Source organism: Nonomuraea sp. 10N515B (assembly GCF_052245915.1).
Lineage (GTDB): Bacteria > Actinomycetota > Actinomycetes > Streptosporangiales > Streptosporangiaceae > Nonomuraea.
In genome coordinates, this window is sequence record NZ_JBQQBQ010000013.1 from 170,902 (window position 1) to 187,738 (window position 16,837).

Consider the following 16,837-nt stretch of genomic DNA (forward strand, 5'->3'; position numbering starts at 1 on the left):
GTTCGGGTTGGGGCAGGTCCACATAGGTTCGCGCCGCGGCCGCGGCTGCCATTGCTGCGGGTTCACAAGGCCACCACGCGCTTGCGCTCAATGATCACGACGGGGCAGTTCGTGGCCCGTGCGATCTTCGCGATCATCTCGGGGGTTGCGTTGCGCGTGCCGCGCTCGATCTCGCTGATCAAGCTGACGGTGACGCCGCACATCTGAGCCAGAGCGGTCTTGGTCAGTCCCGCCTTCTCGCGGACGTACGTGACGGCTTCCGGCTCGTGGTCAAGGGGGTCCTTCGGACGCTTTCGGTGAGGGCTTGCCATGGCTTCACCGTAGTGCGTAGTTGTGCGTAGTACAAGCACTTCGCACTACTACGCAGTCATGCGGCCACGAAAGTTACTGAAAGGCACGGTCCTGTAACTGGGCTTGCTGGACGGTTGCGCTAATAGTGCGAAGGTGTGCGAAGGTATACGCATGAGCGAGCGACCAGAAGCACCCCCCGAGGGGCAACTGATTGCAGCCGCCCTGAAGAGAAAGCGCCTGTCAGCACGCGAGGCCGCCAGGCGCACAGGCATCAGCGAGGGCCGTTGGCGCCAGATCGTCAGCGGCTATCAGACCGTCAGCGGCGTACACGTATCCGTGCGCGGGCCAGCCGAGACAGTCGCGCGCATGGCCCACATTGCCGGCCTCTCCCCCACCCAGCTTGTTGAGGCCAACCGGTCCGATGCCGCGGACGAACTACGCGAGATCCTTCAGGCGCCCGACGCCGAACACCACGGCGGCCGACAAGTCAATGACGAGATGACCGACCGCGAACGGCAGTCGCTACGACTCCTGGAGATGCGCGTCGCGGCACAGGAACGAGAACTAGCGGAGCTACGCCAGAAGCTCGCCGAGTTGGACAAGCGCACATCGCGCTAGATCGCTCGCAGGTCCCTGAGATCTCCAGAGATCCCGAATTTTGGATTCCGAATTACGGGATATGTAACGGAATAGTCTCTTTTGACCCCGAATGTAGACCTCCCCGCATTCACAGGAGTCTGCTGAGTGTCCCAAGTCACGTCGGGTAACCGGTGACACTCCAGTAACACCCAGGGAGACCCATGCCCGAAATCGATGCCGACGACGCGATCGACGCGTTACGAGCAAAAGTCATCAGGGTCATCCTTGGACCCACGTCCCTCGAATATGAGCTCTACTCGGCATATCTCCGCCACCGCTCAAAGGTTCTCCAGCAGCAAATTGCCGAAGCGAAGGCAGAACTTCGCGCCCGCATCAACGCCTAACCAACTGGGAGCCGCCATGGCATTCACAGAGCGACGAGGCAAGAACAGTTGGCGTGTCCACTACAAGCGTCCCGATGGGACGTGGGACAAGACCAGCAAGGACGAATACGACCGCCCCTTTGCGAGCGAGCAGGCCGCCAAGGACTGGGGCATCGCCCAGGAAGTCGACATCAAGCGCGGCGTCTGGCGAGACCCCGAGCTCGGGAAGCTGACGTTGCAGGACTGGGTTGACCAGTGGTGGCCCGCTCAGGACCTGGCGTTGAAGACGCGCCGGAACTACGCCTACTCGATCAAGAAGCACATCCTGCCGTTCTTCGGCGGCCGGACGCTGTCCTCGCTCACCCCCATCGAGATCGCCCAGTGGGAACGCTCTATCGTGGCTGCTGGCTACGCTGTAAACGTTGCCAACGGGGCCCGCGCCCGGCTGATCTCGATTCTCGGTGACGCGGTCGCGGAGGGACTCATCGCGTCGAACCCTGCTCTCCGCCCTCGCAAGCGTGGCCGCAAGACGAAGGTGGCCGGTCGCAGTCGGGAGAAGGTGTGGGCTACGCCGCGGCAAGTACTACTCCTGGCGGAGCGGGAAGCGGTCTTGTCGGACCGTGACGATGAGTTTTACGCCGTCGTCACGCTCGCCTACACGGCCATGAGGTGGGGGGAGTTGACCGGCCTCGACCGGGACCACGTACGGCTCGGCTCGATCCGGGTGGACTGGCAGCTCGTAGAAGATCGGGGTAGGTTCTACCGGCTGCCGCCAAAGGACGCCTCTCACCGCACCCTCGATGTTCCTCCGTTCCTGGCAGCCCTGATCTCGGAATGGGTTCAGCTCCACCCTGACCAAAAGTGCGAATGCGCCGGCGGCCCTCCGGCAGATGGCGGTGAGAAGCCGTGCCAAGGCGGCATGCCGTACATGTGGCTCGGCCAGGGTGCGCCACGTAGGGGGGAAGACGGAAAGATCGCCATAGAGCGGGGGCACATCCGCGCCAGCAACCACGACCGTCGCTTGTGGTCTCCTGCGGTGGATGGCCGCTACGCCGGGTCCCGAGGCCGGCCGGGCAGGCGCGTGCTGGTGGACGTGCGTGAGACGCCGTGGCCGGGCCGGGTGCTGCCACCGTGGCCAGCGGCCGAACGCGGCAAGACGTTCGTCCCTCCGAGGGGCCGGGGCTTCTGGGGGTACGACATCCAGAGGCAGCACGTCTATTCATGGCTGCCGCTCCTGCCGGGGCTGACTCCTCACGGGCTGCGGCACAGTCACCAAACATGGATGGCTGAGGACCGGATCGACGAGAAGTTGCGCGACGAGCGGATGGGGCACGCTTCGGAGGGGATGCGCGCCCACTACACGCACATCTCCGAGGGGATGCGACAGCAGTTGAAAGACGCGCTCCAGGCGCGCTGGGAGCGGTCGCTGGCCGAGCGGGCGGCGATCTCGCTCCACTCTCCGGTGCCTGCTTTAGAGCGTCTCCTAAAGCCGTACCGGGATGGGACCAAAAAGGTCCATATCCCATCTGTATCCCAGATGATCAAAAGCCCTCTCCGGATGATCTCCGAAAAGGGCCTCTGACCCGGAGCCGACGAGGGGAATCGAACCCCTGACCTTCTGTTTACAAGACAGATGCTCTGCCGATTGAGCTACGTCGGCGCGGCCTATCAGTGTAGACGCTAGAGACGCCTGTGACGAGCGACTTCGTACAGTGCCACGCCCGCCGCGACACCCGCGTTGAGGGACTCCGCCGCTGCGCGCATCGGGATGCGGGCCAGGACGTCGCACTGCTCGCGGACCAGCCGGGACAGGCCCTTGCCCTCCGAGCCTACGATGATCACCGCCGGCTCGGTCAGTAGCTGGACGTCGCCGATGTCGGTTTCGCCGGCGCCGTCGAGGCCGATGACGAACAGGCCCGCGTCGCGGTATTCCCGCAGGGCCGCCGTCAGGTTGGCGGCGCGGGCGACGCGGAGGTTGGCCAGGGTGCCGGCGGAGGTCTTCCATGCGCCTCCCGTTACGCCGGCTGAGCGGCGCGACGGGATGAGGAGGCCGTGGGCGCCGAAGGCGGTGGCGGAGCGAGCGATCGCGCCCAGGTTGCGGGGGTCGGTGACGGAGTCCAGGGCGACGATCAGAGGGGTCTCGGCTGCGTCTTGCGCGAGCTCCACCAACTCCGACGGGTGCGCGTAGTCGTAGGCCGGGATTTGGAGGGCGATTCCCTGGTGTACGCCGCCCTCCGTCAGGCGGTCGAGCTTTTCGCGGGTGGTCTCGAGCAGGGCGATGCCGCGCTCTGTCGCGATCTTGATGGAGTCGCGTACGCGGTCGTCGCCCTCGATGCGCTGGGCGACGTAGAGGGCGTTGGAGGGCACTCCCGCCTGCAGGGCCTCCAGCACGGGATTGCGACCGCCGATGTATTCAGGAGCGTCTTCCGAGCGGCGCTGCCTCGTCGGGGCCGCGCGGCGTGCGCCGCCCTGCTCCTCGCGGGCGATGCGCTCGGCGCGTGCCTTGTCCTTGTACCAATGGCGCATTTCGGCAGGCGGGGTCGCACCCTTGCCTTGGAGCCCACGGCGCCCCTGCCCTCCGGTGCCTTTGGACGGGCCCTTTTTCTTCGCGGGCCTGCCCGAAGCCCTACCCCCTGCTGCCATGCAATCAAGGGTACTCGGGCCACCGGGCACCTCATCCCACGCGAGCCGGTCCGTCTCCCACGCCAGCCGGTCCATGCACCCGTTCCGATCACCCAGGACTCCCCCACCCAGGAACTCGGCCATCCGGCAAATCGGCCGCGGCGAGGTGAATCCTTCCAGGGCTCGAGTCCCTCTCATACTCGTCCCGGCAATCCCGCCGGCGACAACGGACATGGAGGTTGGTTGTCGTGGTCGTAGGTATCGCCGTCGCCGTCGCTGCCGTGCTCATCTGCACGTGTAGTGTCGTCGTGCTCCGTCGGAGGAGGCGTGAACGTGGCTGAGACGACGTGGTCGGACGAGCGGCTGGTCGCCGCCGCGCGCAGAGGAGACGTCGAGTCGATCGCGGCGCTGGTGGCGGGCGCGCACCCGCACGTGCAGCGGTTCGCGCGATCGTTGTGCGCCACGCCCGAGGACGCCGAGGACGCCGCGCAGGAGGCGCTGATCGTCCTGTATCGCAAGATCGGAACCTTGCGGGCTTCCGGAGCGCTTGTTTCGTGGATGTTCAGGATCATTCGCAATGAATGCATTCGGCGGGCTCGGCTCATGATGCGCCCCCCTAAGCCGCCGTTCACCGAAGCCACCGCAGTGCCGTCGGCTGAGGACGAGGTGTTCGAGCGGCTGGAGGCCGCGCGGGTGGCGGCGGCGATCGCTGCGCTGCCCGCCGACCAGCGGCAGGTACTGATCATGCGGGATGTGCAAGGGCTCAGCGGGCGGATGGTCGCCGAGCGGCTGGGGCTCAGCATCGCGGCGATGAAGTCGCGGCTGCATCGTGCCCGTGCGGCAGTGCAGCGCACGTTGTCGGATCCGGCTCTGGGGGATCTCGATGCCGCCTTCTGATCTCGCTGTCGTCGGGTCCGGCTCCTGGAGGTCTCGATGACTGACAGCCGGAGCTTCGCGAGTTCGTCGCTGCCCCGGCATCTGGTGCGCGGCGCGATCGGCTTCGGGGCGTTGATCGGCTCGGTGGCGCTCATCCCGGTGGTCGGGCCGCTCGGCTTGCTGCTCGCCCCCTTGGGGGTGCTCGCCTTTCGTGGGTGCCCGACCTGCTGGGCGATCGGGCTGGCGCAGACGATCTCACGGGGGCGAATACAACGGTCGTGCTCGGATGGCGGATGCGAGGTGAAAGTGGCCGAACGTCGCTGGCGGAGGGCCTGAAGGTCATCTGGCACGTCGGCCGAGCACCCCTGGCACGCGGCACGCGGCACCGGTGGGGACGAATTGACCTCAAGTCTGCTTGGGGTTCTAGCGTGGTGTCATCCCGATCCCGCCCACCATCGGAAGGGATGACGATGCGGATCACCACCAGCCTGCCTGAGACCGATTCCGGCCTCCCCGCCATCGCGATGGCTCGCCACCTGGAAACCCTCGGGTACGACGCCGTCGGGATGCCGGATCTGCTCATCGGCGACGGCACGCCAGGATTCGACCCCGCCCTCGTCCTGGCTGCCGTCGCGGCCGCGACCAGCCGGATCAAGCTGGAATTCGGGGTGCTCACCCTGCCGCTCCGCCCCACGGCCTGGGTCGCGGCGCAGATCCAGACACTCCAGCATCTGTCCGGTGGCCGTGTCGTGCTCGGCGTCGGCATCGGCGGCTTCCCCGGCTCGCCGTTCTGGCACGCGGCCGGCGGAGCACCGCGAGGAGAACGGGGCCGCCGTACCGATGCCGCGCTGGAGCTCCTGCCGCGCCTCATTCGGGGCGAACCGGCCGAGGTGCTGGCAGGCGAGAAGGTCGTCCTGGCACCTGCCGCCCCCGTCCCACCCATCCTGGTCGGCGGGAACTCCGAGGCCGCGATGCGCCGCGCCGTGCTGTACGGGGACGGCTGGGCGCCCTCACTCATCAGCCCGCAGAATCTGGCGGGGAAGGCGGCGCGGTTGCGGGAAATCGCCGAGGAGCTCGAGCGGCCGGTCCCCTCGATCTCCGTGGGCGGTCACGCCTTCCTCGCGAACGACTCCGCGGCTGCCGTGGAGTCCTTCGTCCGCTCCCTGGTCGACGTGCACCGGATGTCGCCCGATGAGGCGGCGAACGTCCCGGTGACCGGCGCTCCCGCGCAGGTGGCCGAGCGCCTGGCCGCGTACGCCGACGCTGGAGCCGACGCGGTCGGGCTCGGCCTCGACGGTGGCGATTGGCCCCGGCAGGCCGAACTGCTCGCCGAGGCCAGAGCCCTGGCAGCGCAGGGCGGCGAGAGCGCAGGCTAGCGGGACAGCTCCCAGCGGGCCCCGTGCGGTGTGTCCTCCACCGTGATGCCCGCCGCCGCCAACTGGTCCCTGATCGCGTCCGCCGCCTCGTAGTCCTTGCGCGCGCGGGCCGCCTTACGCTGCTCCAGCGCCACCGCCACCAGCGCGTCCACCACCGGCGCCAGGTCCGACCCGGCTCCACGCCACTGCGGCGAGCGTGGGTCGAGGCCGAGGACGTCCAGCATGTTCTGTGTCTCGGCCAGCAGCCGGGCCACGGCCTCCTTGTCGCCCCGCGACAGCGCCACGTTGCCCTCGCGCACCACCTCGTGCACGACCGCGAGCGCCTGGGGCGTGCCCAGGTCGTCGTTGAGCGCGTCCGCGAACGCCTGCGGCAGCGGCGCGTGCGCGTCCACGTCGTGGATCACCTCGGCGGCCCTGGTCACGAAACCCTCGATGCGCTGGTATGCGGCCGCCGCCTCCAGCAGCGCCTCCTCCGAGTAGTCGATCGAGGAGCGGTAATGCGGCGCCGCCAGGTAGTAGCGAAGCTCCACGGGGCGCACTTTCTGCACCATCTCGGGAATCAGCAGCGAATTGCCGAGCGACTTGCTCATCTTCTCGGCGCCGATCTTGAGCATGCCGTTGTGCATCCAGTAGCGCGCGAACCCGTCGCCGGCCGCTTGGGACTGGGCGATCTCGTTTTCGTGGTGCGGGAAGATCAGGTCGATCCCGCCCCCGTGGATGTCGAACGTCGGCCCGAGGTATTTCGTCGCCATGGCCGAGCACTCCAGGTGCCAGCCAGGGCGCCCGGGACCCCAGGGGGTCGGCCAGGTCGGCTCGCCCGGCTTCTCGCCCTTCCACAGGGCGAAGTCGCGCGGGTCGCGCTTGCACGACTCGTCGTCGGTGTCGGCCGCGGCCCGCATGTTGTCCAGTTTCTGGTTGGAGAGCGAGCCGTAGCGGTCGGCGTAGGACTGCACGCCGAAGTAGACGTCACCGCCTGAGGCGTAGGCGTGGCCGCGGTCGATGAGCCGCTGCATCAACGTGATCATCTCGGGCACGTGTCCCGTGGCGCGCGGCTCGACGGTCGGCGGCAGGCAGCCCAGCGTGTCGTACGCCCACGTGAAGGCCCGCTGGTTGCGCTCGGCCACCACGAACCAGGGCACGCTCTCCTGGGCCGCAACTCTGATGATCTTGTCGTCGATGTCCGTGACGTTCCGGCAGAACGTCACGTCATAGCCGGAACGCGTCATCCAGCGCCGGAGCACGTCGAAATTCACACCTGAGCGGATGTGCCCGATGTGCGGAGGAGCCTGCACGGTCGCACCACACAGGTAAATCGACGCCCGGCCGGCTTCGACCGGAACGAATTCACGGATGGCGCGCGTGCTGGTGTCGTAGATGTGCAGGCTCACGAAGGAAAGGCTAACGCCTCCTCGGCGTTATCACGTCGATAAATCAGCCCCGCACCGTGACCCTGTCCGGCCGGATCCGGACAATCAACCGCTCCGTGCCCGGCTTGTCCTCCCATGACAACCCCCGGTACTTCTGCGAGAGCTCCTCGATGAGGGCACCCTCGGGGTCAGGAGTCATGGCCACCGGCCCGCGCACCTCCACATACCTGTACGGGTCGTCCGGGTCGATGACCAGCAGGCTCGCCCGCGGATCGCGCTCGAAGTTACGCGGCTTCCTGCGCCCCTTGACGGTCGAGAAGATCACGTCGTCCCCGTCCGTCCGCACCCACACGACCGTCGACTGCGGCCCGCCGTCGGGGTTGATGCTCGTCACGGTCGCGTAGTTCGGCGCGTCCAGGAGTTTGCGTGCTTCTTCGGGCAGCGGGGCCATGTCTCTCCCTTGATCGGTCTTGAGCCCATTCTTCTGTAGGCTCGAAGGCGCCATGGACGTGACTCCCCCCTCTACGCTCCGTCGCCTGGGCATCGCCCTGGCGGGGCTCGCAGTCGCCGCCCTGACCGGGGCCGCTTGCGCGCTCTCCTTCGACGACCTGCGCACACTCGCCGTCACCGGCGAGGCGACGCAGGATCTCGCCTTCCTCTATCCGGCGGCGTTCAACGCGCTCCTCGTGGTCGCGCTGATCGGCGTGTTGCTGCTGCGCTCGGCCCGGCTGCTGGTACGGGTGCAGGCGGCGATCGTGCTGGTCCTGCTCATCGTGGCCGCGGCGGCGGCGGATGTCGCCACGGCGGTGAGGTTCGTTTTCGACGTGCGGCAGGCGGCCGTGGGCGTGGCCCTGGCGCCCTGGGTCATGCTGGCCATCGCCCTGTGGTTGTGGCTGTTGATGATCAAGCACGTGCAGGCGCATCGGGGCGTTGGAGAGGACGAGGAGGACGACGGCACGGGGCAACCGGACATCGTGCCCTTCCACCGCGGCCGACCGGCCGAGACGCCGCCCCCGCTGGTCACCGAGGCCCCCGCGCCCGTGACGGAGCGCACGCCGCTCGTCGGCCCCACCGCAGCCCCGGAGACCCCGCCGACGCCCGCCCAGGAACGCACGGCGGTCTCGGCTGAGGCGCGGCCGCCGGTCTCGGCGCAGGTGACCGAATGGCCCGCCCAGGAGCAGGTCCCCGAGCCGGTCCCTGAGCCCGCCCGGGAGCAGGTCCACGAGCCCACTGAGCCCGCCCAGGAGCCCGCCCAGGAGCCCGCCCAGGAGCCAGCCCCTGAGCCCGCTCAGAAGCAGGCCCGCGAGCCGGCTCACGAGCCCGTCCAGGACCAGGAGCCGTCCTGGGCGACCGCCGAGCCCGTCCAGGACGGCGACGAGGAGCCCGCCCCAGAACCCGAGACCCGCCCGGTCCGCTGGGGTGACCGCGTCAAGCCGGCCGATGTCCTCGTCCACCCGCGCCCGGACGACAGGGATGCCGACACGCAGCCGCACCTGGTCTTTGAGGACGGGGAGGTTCCCGACCCGGGGCACGGCCCGGAACTCGCCGAATCCGACGAGCTCCAGACCGCGAGCCCGGTCCGCGAGCTCCAGACGGCGGATCAGGTCGACGATCAGGTCGACGATCAGCAGGCGGTCGACGAAACCGACGCCGGCGAGCGGCGCGAGGACGAGTTAGAGGACACCGCGCCGCATCCGGTGATCCACGACGACACCCCGGCCCCTTCAGGCCGGCTACGCAGCAGTCCGCGCCCGCCAGAGGACTGACGGAGAAGGCCCGCCCGGAAGCACATCTTCAGGGCGGGCCGATGTATCTCGCCTAGGCGCTGGTCCCCCGTCGGAGCCCGGCGACCAGGCCGACGCCGACCACCGCCAGTACCACCTGCATCACCAGTTCGATCCAGTCGATGCCCGGCGTCGTCTGCACGCCCAGCACCTGTGCGAGCAGCGTGCCCACGAGGGCGGCCACGATGCCGACGACGATGGTGAGGATCCACCCGATGGCCTGCCTGCCGGGAAGCAGCAGGCGACCGATTGCGCCAATCACGGCGCCAATCACAATGGCGCCAAGGATGGACTGGATTGTCATGACATGAAACCTCCCCGTGAGAGTGAGCGGTTCACTCTCACGGGGATGCGCTACCCGATCTACGGCGATTATGCGCCGCCTTTGCGTACGAGCAGGTTAGGTGGGTGTTCCACGGGTTCGTCCGGTGCGCCCCATGCCCATTCTGGTCACGAGGAGCACACCGACGACCGCCAGCGCGAGCTGGAGTATGTGCTCGATCCAGTCGATCCCGCGCGTATCGGCCAAGCCGAACGCGTGCGCTATCAGCGTGCCGATCAGCGCGGCCACGATGCCGACGATCAGAGTCAGGCCGATCGACATGCCTTGCTTGCCGGGCACTATCAGCCGGGCAAGCGCACCGACGATGGCGCCGATGACCAGTGCGGAAACAATCGCGCCGATCATGTGTTGCTCCCCCCGAAGACGTTCACATGTCGTGGGGAGACCTACCCGCCCAACAGGACAAACAACCCAAAGGGGAAGGCGGCGGTCCGTACCGCGCCAGTGACGAACCGCCGCCTTCGCATGAGGCGGGCTAGGTGACGACCCGCCAGGACACCCTCACGTATCCCACCAGGAAGACGCCCCGCTAGGCGGAAAGGTTGACCACCAACGCGGTCGCGATGGCCGCGATGCCCTCTCCACGCCCGGTCAGCCCGAGCCCGTCGGTCGTGGTGGCGGAGACGCTCACAGGCGCCCCCACGGCGGCGCTGAGCGCCTTCTCGGCCTCCGCACGGCGCGGCGCCAGCTTGGGCCGGTTGCCGATCACTTGGATGGCCACGTTTCCGATCTCGTAGCCCGCTGCGCGTACGTGGCGGGCGGTCTCCTCGAGCAACGCAGCGCCCGAGGCGCCGGCCCAGCGCGGGTCGGCGGTGCCGAACAGCAGGCCTAGATCGCCCAGCCCGGCAGCGGACAGCAGCGCATCGCACGCGGCGTGCGCGGCGGCGTCGCCGTCTGAATGGCCGGCCAGCCCGGTCTCACCGGGCCAATGCAGGCCGGCGAGGTTGAGCTCTCGCTCCGAAGCGCCTGAACTGAACGGGTGGACGTCGACTCCGACGCCCACCCGTGGAAGTTTCGCGCTCAGGAGTTGAGAACCTCGTCAAGCAGGGCCTCAGCCTTGTCCTCATTGGTCTTCTCGGCCAGGGCAAGCTCACTGACCAGGATCTGCCGCGCCTTGGCGAGCATACGCTTCTCGCCCGCGGAAAGACCGCGCTCGCGATCCCTCCGCCACAGGTCCCGAACCACCTCGGCGACCTTGTTCACATCACCCGACGCGAGCTTCTCCAGATTGGCCTTATAACGACGAGACCAGTTGGTCGGCTCTTCCGTGTGCGGCATCCTGAGGACGTCGAAAACCCGCTCAAGGCCTTCCTGGCCGACAACATCGCGCACACCGACGAGTTCTGCGTTTTCAGCTGGCACCTGGACGGTAAGGTCGCCCTTGTCGACCTTGAGCACCAAGTAGGTCTTTTCCTCACCCTTGATGGATCGCTTCGTGATTGCTTCGATCCGAGCAGCCCCATGGTGGGGGTAGACGACAGTGTCGCCGACCTGGAAAGTCATGTGACAAGTACCCCTTCCGCTGTACTCCAGAGTACCACGCATCCACAGGCTCCCGGAACAGTGAAATCCTCATAACTGCAGGTCAAGGCCGCATATTAGGGCTTGACAAACGGTCAAGACTATGAATCTCCATTCCGGACATAGCGAATGACCTGCGGGGGCGTGGATATGACCATGGATTCGGGCGGATATGGTGGGCGCTGCCCTACACGCACGCGCAAGACCAAGGAGAACCCGCCCGTGACCAGCCGTCGCTGGATTGCCGTAGCCGCCGCGTTCTTGGCAGCCCCCGTGCTCGCCGGCTGCGGGGCCGGATTCAACGCCACCACCAACGTGCCCTACGCCCCCAACGAGGCCCAGGCCTTGATCGAGAAGGGCGCTTACGGCACTCGCGGCATTCAGATCCCGCAGGCGTTCATCCTCGGCCCGGACGCGGGCGCCCAGCTTCCCTGGCGCGGCTCCGCCCCGATCTACCTCAACATCCTCAACACGGCCGGCACCCCCGACACCCTGCAGACCGTCTCCGCGGGGAGCCTGGGCACGGTGAAGGTCACGGCCCCGATCCAGCTGCCGAGCAACCAGCTCGTCAACACCGGCAAGCCGAGCCCGCAGCTCATGCTCGAAGCGATCCCCAGGAGCCTCAGGGGCGGCGAGAGCATCAAGCTGGACCTCCAGTTCGCCAACGCCGGCACGGTGTCCATGAACGTCCCTGTGGTCACGCGTAGCCGCGAATTCGCGGCCTACCCCCCGGCCCCGGGCGCGACCCCGGCCCCCACGCCCAGCCCGACGCCGTCAGCGCACGCCGAAGAATCTCACTAAACATGACAAAACCTTTGTTCCGGTACGGCAAACGCGTACCGGAACAAAGGTTTGATCATTCCTCGATCGCGTCGAACTTGTAGCCCAGGCCGCGCACGGTCAGGATGCAACGCGGGTTGGACGGGTCGGACTCGATCTTGGCGCGCAGCCGCTTGACGTGAACGTCCAGCGTCTTGGTGTCGCCCACATAGTCGGCGCCCCAGACGCGGTCGATGAGCTGGCCGCGGGTGAGCACCCGTCCGGCGTTGCGCAGCAGGACCTCCAGCAGCTCGAACTCCTTCAGCGGCAGCTGCACCTGCTCCCCGCGCACGGCCACGACGTGCCGGTCGACGTCCATGCGGACGGGGCCGACGGCCAGCACCGCCGTCTCCAGTTCCTCTGGCATGTCGCCCTGGCGGCGGAGCACCGCGCGGATGCGGGCGACCAGCTCGCGCGAGGAGAACGGCTTGGTGACGTAGTCGTCGGCGCCCAGCTCGAGACCCACGACCTTGTCGATCTCGCTGTCCTTGGCCGTCAGCATGATGACCGGCACCTTGGAGCGCTGCCGGAGGGAACGGCACACCTCCGTGCCGGGCAAACCCGGCAGCATCAGGTCGAGCAGCACCAGATCCGCGCCGTTGCGGTCGAACGTGTCGAGCGCCTCGGGCCCGGTCGCCGCGACCGATACCTCGAAGCCCTCCTTGCGCAGCATGTAGGACAGGGCGTCGGAGAAGGATTCCTCATCTTCGACGACCAGTACTCGAGTCATTTAGCAGTCTCCAGGGGAATCGAGGGTGGTACGGCCACCGCCGTGCCGCCGAAGGCAGGCAGGCGGAGCGTGAAGGTGGAGCCGGACCCTTCCTTGCTCCATACGGACACCTCGCCGGCATGCGCCGCGGCGACGTGCTTGACGATAGCGAGACCGAGCCCCGTGCCGCCGGTGGCCCGGGATCTGGCCGCGTCGACGCGGAAGAAGCGCTCGAAGATGCGTTCCAGCGCCTCCTCGGGGATGCCGATGCCCTGATCGCTGACGCTGATCTCCACGGAGTCGTTCGCCGGCCGGACGCTGACCACGACCCTCGTGTGCTCGGGGCTGTAGGCGACGGCGTTGTCGATGAGGTTGCGCAGCGCGGTGACGAGAAGCTCGTCGTCGCCCCAGATGCGCAGTCCCTCGGTGCCGCCGGAGACGAGCGTGATGTCCTTGGCGACCGCTTTGGTGTTGCAGTGGTCGATGGCGTCGTGAACGGCCTCGTCGATCAAGACCTGACCGGGGGTGGGGATGGGCTCGGCCCCCTGGATCCTGCTGAGCGTGATCAGATCCTGGACGAGGTAGTTGAGCCGGGCCGCCTCGTGCTGCATGCGCCCGGCGAAGCGGGTGACCGCCTCGGGGTCGTCGGCGGCGTCCTGGATGGTCTCGGCCAGCAGGCTCAGCGCACCGACCGGGGTCTTGAGCTCGTGGCTGACGTTGGCGACGAAGTCGCGGCGCACCGCCTCGACCCGGCGCCGCTCGGTCTGGTCCTCGGCGAGCACCAGGACCTGGCCGTAGGTGCCGAGTGGCGCCACACGTACCGCGAAGTTGGTGGTTTCCTGGCCGAATTTGTGCCCGGCGACGTCGATCTCACTCTCGCGGATCTCGCCGTCCCGGCGTACCTGGCGGGCCAGCGCGAGTAGTTCGGCGGCCATCAACCGATCGCCCTTGACCAGGCCGAACGCCCGCGCCGCCGAGCTGGCGCGCAACACGCGGTCGTGCGCGTCGAGCACCACGGCGGACGAGGGGAGCACCGCGAGCACGGAGGCCACGCCCTGCGGCAGCGCCGCGCCGGTCTCCACGCTCTCGGTTTCGGTGGTGCGGCTTGGAGCCTCGATCTGGTTTCGGTAGAACAGGACCGCCAGGGCGCCCACGACGAACCCGGCCAGGGCTACGAAGCTCATGGCCAACTCACTCATGTCTCCGATGGTAGGTGGCCTTTCCCCAGGGACAGACCCCCTCATCAGGGGATGAACGTCCCTTTCCCGGAAAGTTCATTTACCTGTAGAGGTTCGTTCATCGAGCGACACATACGGTGAACCCCATGCGCGACGTCTATCATGAAGAGCTCGATGGGCTGACGGACAAGCTGGTCGAGATGACCAGGCTCGTCCGCTCGGCCATCTCCCGCGCCACCACGGCGCTCCTCGACCCCGACCTGCCGCTCGCCGAGAGCGTCATTTCGCGGGACGACGAGGTGAACGCGACGTTCGCGGAGATCGAGTCGACGATCTTCGACCTGATGGCTCGGCAGCAACCGGTCGCGGTCGACCTGCGCACCATGATCACCGCGCTGCGCATGGGCACCGACCTGGAGCGCATGGGCGACCTGGCCGTGCACGTCGCTAAGGTGGCCCGGCTGCGCCACCCCGAATCGGCGGTCCCCCTGGAGATGCGCTCCACGATCCTGGAGATGGGCCAGATCGCGGAGAACATCGTCACCAAGGCCGGCAGCTGCGTGGCCGCGCGCGACGTCGAGTCGGCGCTGGAGCTGCCGCAGGACGACGACGCGATGGACCGGCTGCACAGCAAGTTGTTCCGGCTCCTGCTGGCGAAGGACTGGCAGCACGGCGTGGAACCGGCCATCGACATCACGCTGATCGGGCGCTATTACGAGCGCTACGCCGACCATGCGGTACGGGTCGCGCAGGACGTCGTCTACCTGGTGACCGGCACCCGGCCGACCTGATTTTCGCGAGTCGCGACGATTTGGGCCGGTGCCGGGAGTCCTACCTTCGACGACCCCGAAGGGAAGGACAACCGGCCATGGCCACCACGCACACCCTCGACGTACCCGGCGCGCATCTCCACTACGAGGTGCGCGGCACGGGCCCGCTGCTCTTCGTCATCGGATCACCGATGGACGCCGCGGCGTTCACACCGTTCGCCGACGCGCTCGCGGCCGACCACACCGTGGTCACCCTCGACCCGCGGGGCATCTCGGGCAGCACGCTCGACGACCCCGAGCAGGACTCCACACCCGAACTGCGGGCCGACGACGTCGCCGCGATCATGGACGCGCTCGGGGCCGGGACCGCCGACGTGTTCGGCAGCAGCGGCGGCGCGGTGACCGGGCTCGCGCTGGTCCAGCGGCATCCGCGGCGGGTGCGCACGCTGATCGCGCACGAGCCTCCCGTCCTGGAGCTGCTGCCGGATGCCGGCGAGCGGCGGGCCGGGGTGGAGGACATCATCGCGACCTACCAGCGGGAGGGCGTCGGGGCCGCCTGGGTCAAGTTCATGATCTCTGCGGGCTACGACCTGGAGGCAGAGGGCGCGCCCGGCGGCCCGCAGGAGCCGACGCCGCAGGACCTGGCCAACAGCGCCCATTTCTTCCTCCACGAGCTGCGCGGCACCACCCGGTACGTGCCGGACGCGACCGCCTTGACGGCAGGTCCGGGCCGCGTCGTGGTCGGCATCGGAGTGGAGTCCGGCCATCTGGTCACGTACCGGACGTCGATCGCGCTGGCCGAGCTGCTCGGCACGCCGGCCGTGGAGTTCCCTGGCGAGCACGGCGGGTTCCTGGAGCGGCCGGTGGAGTGCGCGGACGTGCTGCGGAAGGTGCTGGCGGGCTGAGCCACGGCTTCGGCGGCGGCCAGGTCTGCGGGCACGCCGCCGAAGCCGTGACTACCGTCAACGGCCCTGGTTGGCCACGGCCTCGATGGCGGCCTTGGCGGCCTCCGGGTCCAGGTATTCGCCGCCGCGCCGCAGCGGCCGGAACTCGGCGTCCAGCTCGTAGAGCAGCGGGATCCCTGTCGGGATGTTGAGCCCGGCGATGTCCTCGTCACTGATGTCGTCCAGGTGCTTGACCAGGGCACGCAGCGAGTTGCCGTGCGCCGCCACCAGGACGGTCCGCCCGGCCGCCAGGTCCGGCACGATCTCGTCGTACCAGTACGGCAACATGCGGTCGACCACGTCCTTCAGGCACTCCGTCCGCGGCCTGAGCTCCGGCGGCAGGAGGGCGTAGCGGGGGTCGCCGGCCTGGGAATATTCGTCGTCGTCGGCGATCGGGGGCGGCGGCACGTCATACGAGCGGCGCCACAGCATGAACTGCTCGTCCCCGAACTCCTCGCGGGTCTGTGCCTTGTTCTTGCCCTGCAGCGCACCGTAGTGGCGCTCGTTGAGCCGCCAGCTGCGCTTGACCGGCAGCCAGAGCAGGTCGGCCTCCGCCTGCGCCAGCTGGGCCGTCTGGATCGCCCTGGTCAGGAGGCTGGTGTGGACGATGTCCGGGCGCAGCCCCGCCTCCAGGAGGAGCTTGCCGCCGCGGCGGGCTTCGTCCTCGCCCTTGGCCGAGAGGCTCACGTCCACCCAACCGGTGAACAGCCCCTTAGCGTTCCAGTCACTCTCGCCGTGCCGTAGCAGCACCAAAGTCGCCATGCGCCCAATCCTACGGATTCGGCTCAGCGGTCGGGGTCGGCGAAGCGGGCGAACGCCTGCAGGTTGGCCAGCGACTCGCCCCGCTTGGCCCGCCACGCCCACTCCCGCCTGATCGAGGAGGCGAAACCCAGCTCCAGCGCCCGGTCGAACCAGTCGTCGGAGTACGTCAGCACGCAGCCGAGCAGCCGGTCCACCTCCTCCTCGGTGACGGCCGACAGCGGCACCCGGCCCACGAGGTAGACGTCACCGACGGGGTCGAGGGAGAAGTGCACCCCGTACATGGAGCCGTTCTTCTCCAGCAGCCAGCGGTAGAACTCGGCGTGGTTCTCGTCGGGCTGCCGGCAGAAGAACGCCTCCACGTGGAGCACCCGCTCCCCCACGATCAGCCAGGTCATGGTGGCGAGCTTGTGCTGGCCCGGGAGTTTGACGAGGAACGCCCCCGGCCGCGGCTCGTCATAGGAGACGTCCGCGGCCTTGAGCGCGGCTTCGACGACATCGCGCATAGAAGTGCAC

General features: G+C 68.1%; 22 protein-coding genes and 1 tRNA gene. 10 read left to right on the forward strand and 13 right to left on the reverse strand.

Annotated features, from left to right (window positions below; all coding sequences use genetic code 11):
• Positions 1–62 precede the first annotated feature (62 nt).
• Positions 63–311 carry a helix-turn-helix domain-containing protein gene (locus ACTWQA_RS22055; RefSeq protein ID WP_443161045.1) on the reverse strand — a complete coding sequence of 83 codons (249 nt, stop codon included), beginning with the start codon at positions 309–311 and terminating at the stop codon, positions 63–65.
• Positions 312–462: 151 nt separating this feature from the next.
• Here ACTWQA_RS22055 and ACTWQA_RS22060 point away from each other — a divergent pair, with 151 nt between their 5' ends.
• The 3 genes from ACTWQA_RS22060 to ACTWQA_RS22070 all read left to right on the forward strand — a co-directional run bounded on the left by ACTWQA_RS22060 (position 463) and on the right by ACTWQA_RS22070 (position 2,835).
• Positions 463–909, forward strand: a complete 447-nt coding sequence (locus ACTWQA_RS22060; RefSeq protein ID WP_443161046.1) for a helix-turn-helix domain-containing protein — start codon at positions 463–465, stop codon at positions 907–909.
• Positions 910–1,091: 182 nt separating this feature from the next.
• The gene (locus ACTWQA_RS22065) at positions 1,092–1,274 is read left to right on the forward strand and encodes a hypothetical protein (RefSeq protein WP_443161047.1); all 183 of its coding nucleotides are present in this window, start codon (positions 1,092–1,094) and stop codon (positions 1,272–1,274) included.
• Positions 1,275–1,290: 16 nt separating this feature from the next.
• A complete protein-coding gene (locus ACTWQA_RS22070) occupies positions 1,291–2,835 on the forward strand; it encodes a tyrosine-type recombinase/integrase (RefSeq protein ID WP_443161048.1) in 1,545 nt (514 codons plus the stop codon).
• Positions 2,836–2,840: 5 nt separating this feature from the next.
• Here ACTWQA_RS22070 and ACTWQA_RS22075 read toward each other — a convergent pair.
• Positions 2,841–2,913: transfer RNA gene (locus tag ACTWQA_RS22075), tRNA-Thr, on the reverse strand.
• 20 nt (positions 2,914–2,933) lie between these two features.
• Positions 2,934–3,896 (reverse strand): 23S rRNA (guanosine(2251)-2'-O)-methyltransferase RlmB, encoded by a 963-nt coding sequence (gene rlmB, locus ACTWQA_RS22080; protein ID WP_327585841.1) that lies wholly within the window; start codon positions 3,894–3,896, stop codon positions 2,934–2,936.
• A gap of 312 nt (positions 3,897–4,208) precedes the next feature.
• Between rlmB and ACTWQA_RS22085 the strand changes: the two genes are divergently transcribed.
• The 3 genes from ACTWQA_RS22085 (at position 4,209) to ACTWQA_RS22095 (ending at position 6,127) form a co-directional block, all read left to right on the forward strand.
• A complete protein-coding gene (locus tag ACTWQA_RS22085) occupies positions 4,209–4,772 on the forward strand; it encodes an RNA polymerase sigma factor (RefSeq protein ID WP_443161049.1) in 564 nt (187 codons plus the stop codon).
• Positions 4,773–4,808: 36 nt separating this feature from the next.
• Positions 4,809–5,087, forward strand: a complete 279-nt coding sequence (locus ACTWQA_RS22090; protein ID WP_443161050.1) for a hypothetical protein — start codon at positions 4,809–4,811, stop codon at positions 5,085–5,087.
• A 128-nt stretch (positions 5,088–5,215) separates the two neighbouring features.
• Positions 5,216–6,127, forward strand: coding sequence for an LLM class flavin-dependent oxidoreductase (locus tag ACTWQA_RS22095; RefSeq protein ID WP_443161051.1), 912 nt, complete (start codon positions 5,216–5,218; stop codon positions 6,125–6,127).
• On the opposite strand, the gene cysS is transcribed toward ACTWQA_RS22095, so the two are convergent.
• Both cysS and ACTWQA_RS22105 read right to left on the reverse strand, forming a co-directional pair.
• A complete protein-coding gene (gene cysS / locus ACTWQA_RS22100) occupies positions 6,124–7,515 on the reverse strand; it encodes a cysteine--tRNA ligase (RefSeq protein WP_443161052.1) in 1,392 nt (463 codons plus the stop codon). The genes ACTWQA_RS22095 and cysS overlap by 4 nt on opposite strands.
• A 43-nt stretch (positions 7,516–7,558) precedes the next feature.
• A complete protein-coding gene (locus ACTWQA_RS22105; RefSeq protein ID WP_327585846.1) occupies positions 7,559–7,945 on the reverse strand; it encodes a PPOX class F420-dependent oxidoreductase in 387 nt (128 codons plus the stop codon).
• Positions 7,946–8,003: 58 nt separating this feature from the next.
• Between ACTWQA_RS22105 and ACTWQA_RS22110 the strand changes: the two genes are divergently transcribed.
• Positions 8,004–9,260, forward strand: a complete 1,257-nt coding sequence (locus ACTWQA_RS22110) for a hypothetical protein (RefSeq protein ID WP_443161053.1) — start codon at positions 8,004–8,006, stop codon at positions 9,258–9,260.
• Positions 9,261–9,312: 52 nt separating this feature from the next.
• Here the strand turns inward: ACTWQA_RS22110 and ACTWQA_RS22115 are convergent, their stop codons facing one another.
• The 4 genes from ACTWQA_RS22115 to ACTWQA_RS22130 form a co-directional block, all read right to left on the reverse strand.
• Positions 9,313–9,582, reverse strand: coding sequence for a GlsB/YeaQ/YmgE family stress response membrane protein (locus ACTWQA_RS22115; RefSeq protein ID WP_305915008.1), 270 nt, complete (start codon positions 9,580–9,582; stop codon positions 9,313–9,315).
• A 96-nt stretch (positions 9,583–9,678) separates the two neighbouring features.
• Complete coding sequence (locus ACTWQA_RS22120) at positions 9,679–9,966, reverse strand: GlsB/YeaQ/YmgE family stress response membrane protein (protein WP_305915007.1); 288 nt, start codon at positions 9,964–9,966, stop codon at positions 9,679–9,681.
• A 184-nt stretch (positions 9,967–10,150) separates the two neighbouring features.
• Positions 10,151–10,624 carry a 2-C-methyl-D-erythritol 2,4-cyclodiphosphate synthase gene (gene ispF / locus ACTWQA_RS22125; protein ID WP_443161054.1) on the reverse strand — a complete coding sequence of 158 codons (474 nt, stop codon included), beginning with the start codon at positions 10,622–10,624 and terminating at the stop codon, positions 10,151–10,153.
• A 17-nt stretch (positions 10,625–10,641) separates the two neighbouring features.
• Entirely contained in the window at positions 10,642–11,124 is a 483-nt protein-coding gene (locus ACTWQA_RS22130; RefSeq protein WP_043624891.1) for a CarD family transcriptional regulator, read from the reverse strand.
• 240 nt (positions 11,125–11,364) lie between these two features.
• Here ACTWQA_RS22130 and ACTWQA_RS22135 point away from each other — a divergent pair, with 240 nt between their 5' ends.
• A complete protein-coding gene (locus ACTWQA_RS22135) occupies positions 11,365–11,943 on the forward strand; it encodes a copper chaperone PCu(A)C (RefSeq protein ID WP_443161055.1) in 579 nt (192 codons plus the stop codon).
• 55 nt (positions 11,944–11,998) lie between these two features.
• Here ACTWQA_RS22135 and ACTWQA_RS22140 read toward each other — a convergent pair whose 3' ends face one another.
• Positions 11,999–12,691: a response regulator transcription factor gene (locus tag ACTWQA_RS22140; protein WP_327585849.1), complete on the reverse strand. Its 693-nt coding sequence runs from the start codon at positions 12,689–12,691 to the stop codon at positions 11,999–12,001.
• Positions 12,688–13,869 carry a sensor histidine kinase gene (locus ACTWQA_RS22145; RefSeq protein ID WP_443161056.1) on the reverse strand — a complete coding sequence of 394 codons (1,182 nt, stop codon included), beginning with the start codon at positions 13,867–13,869 and terminating at the stop codon, positions 12,688–12,690. The genes ACTWQA_RS22140 and ACTWQA_RS22145 overlap by 4 nt, the downstream gene beginning before the upstream one ends.
• A gap of 125 nt (positions 13,870–13,994) precedes the next feature.
• Here ACTWQA_RS22145 and phoU point away from each other — a divergent pair, with 125 nt between their 5' ends.
• Positions 13,995–14,639 carry a phosphate signaling complex protein PhoU gene (gene phoU, locus ACTWQA_RS22150; protein WP_305915002.1) on the forward strand — a complete coding sequence of 215 codons (645 nt, stop codon included), beginning with the start codon at positions 13,995–13,997 and terminating at the stop codon, positions 14,637–14,639.
• Positions 14,640–14,716: 77 nt separating this feature from the next.
• Positions 14,717–15,523, forward strand: a complete 807-nt coding sequence (locus ACTWQA_RS22155; protein ID WP_443161057.1) for an alpha/beta fold hydrolase — start codon at positions 14,717–14,719, stop codon at positions 15,521–15,523.
• A 57-nt stretch (positions 15,524–15,580) separates the two neighbouring features.
• Here the strand turns inward: ACTWQA_RS22155 and ACTWQA_RS22160 are convergent, their stop codons facing one another.
• Positions 15,581–16,324 (reverse strand): phosphoglyceromutase, encoded by a 744-nt coding sequence (locus ACTWQA_RS22160; RefSeq protein ID WP_327585853.1) that lies wholly within the window; start codon positions 16,322–16,324, stop codon positions 15,581–15,583.
• 23 nt (positions 16,325–16,347) lie between these two features.
• A complete protein-coding gene (locus ACTWQA_RS22165) occupies positions 16,348–16,827 on the reverse strand; it encodes a YbjN domain-containing protein (RefSeq protein WP_327585854.1) in 480 nt (159 codons plus the stop codon).
• Between the last annotated feature and the right edge of the window lie 10 nt (positions 16,828–16,837).